We start from the raw sequence: 1,346 nt of genomic DNA, 5'->3' as shown, positions 1-1,346 counted from the left end.
GGCGAATTCAAGGGTTCGTGGCAACACCGCTGATCATGCGGCTGTTGCGAGGAGCTTAGCGAGGCGCTCGGCTGGGGTTTCCCAGTCGAGCGTTTTGCGTGGGCGGCCGTTGAGTTCGGCGGCGACGGCGTCCAGGTCCTCGCGGTCGTGCCGTGACAGGTCGGTGCCCTTCGGGAAGTACTGCCGCAGCAGTCCGTTGGTGTTCTCGTTCGAGCCGCGCTGCCAGGGGCTGGAGGGGTCGCAGAAGTAGACGGGCATGCCGGTGGCCATGGAGAACTGGTGGTGCAGGCCCATCTCTGAGCCCTGGTCCCAGGTAAGCGAGCGCCGCAGGTGGGCCGGGAGGGCGCCGACGGTGTCGATCAGCGCGTCACGGACGGTGATGGTGTCGCGGTTGCCGGGCAGGTGGACCAGCATCACGTAGCGGGTGGTCCGCTCGACCAGGGTGCCGATCGCGGAGCCGTTGTTCTTGCCGATGATCAGGTCTCCCTCCCAGTGGCCGGGAACGGCCCGGTCCTCGGCCTCGGCCGGCCGGTCGCTGATCATCACCATCGGTGCCGGATAGCGCGGGATCCGCTGGTCGGGACGGCGTTGAGGCTTGCGGAGGGTGCGGCCGGTGCGCAGGGCCCTGGTGAGTCCGCGGCGCAGCTCGCCCGGGCCCTGGACGTAGAGGGCCTGATAGATCGTCTCGTGCGACACGTGCATCTCCGGCCGGTCGGGGAAGTACAGGCGCAGGCTCCGGCTGATCTGCTCAGGACTCCACTTCAGCCCCAGCCATGCCTGGATGGTGTCACGCAGTAGCACAGACGCCGCGATCTTCCCGCCCTTGGGGCGCGGACGGCGGGCCCTGGACCGGGCGTGTGCCGCGTGCGGCCGGTACTGGCCGTTCACGGGGTGGCGGTTGCGGCGGATCTCCCGGCTGATGGTCGAGGGACTGCGGCCCAGCTCGGCCGCGATCGCGCGGACTGTCGCCTTCTCCCGCAAACGGTCGGCGATGTGTATCCGCTCATCCTCACCGAGGTAACGCGAGTCACCACGGACCTCGATCAGGCGGGTCCTGGGTGCTCTGACACCAAGGACCGCGACCGCCGGCGCATCCTTCGCCCGCGGTCGCGGCCTCTTCACACGGCCCTCCGGCCGTCCGTAACGCCAATCCCTGCCGGTCCGCTCGTGCACTCCCACGATCCGGCACGCTTGCGCGTTCCCCATCCCTTGATCCACAAGGGAAAGGTAGAGCTCACGCTCCTTCAGCAGCTTCCGGGGGCCCTGCGGCCTCCGGTCCTCCCGGATCTCGAAGTCCACTGCAACTCCCTACGAACGGGGTGTTGCAACGACCTCTTGAACTGAAG

At 68.4% G+C, this 1,346-nt stretch carries 1 protein-coding gene; it reads right to left on the bottom strand.

The features are described from left to right. Positions 1-33: 33 nt before the first annotated feature. The gene (locus ABZ896_RS52770) at positions 34-1,299 is read right to left on the bottom strand and encodes an IS30 family transposase (protein ID WP_360946689.1); all 1,266 of its coding nucleotides are present in this window, start codon (positions 1,297-1,299) and stop codon (positions 34-36) included. Between the last annotated feature and the right edge of the window lie 47 nt (positions 1,300-1,346).

The sequence above is a fragment of the Streptomyces sp. NPDC047072 genome (assembly GCF_040643855.1).
GTDB lineage: Bacteria > Actinomycetota > Actinomycetes > Streptomycetales > Streptomycetaceae > Streptomyces.
Note: the sequence above shows the minus strand (reverse complement) of the source record. Positions and strands in the feature narration are given on the sequence as shown.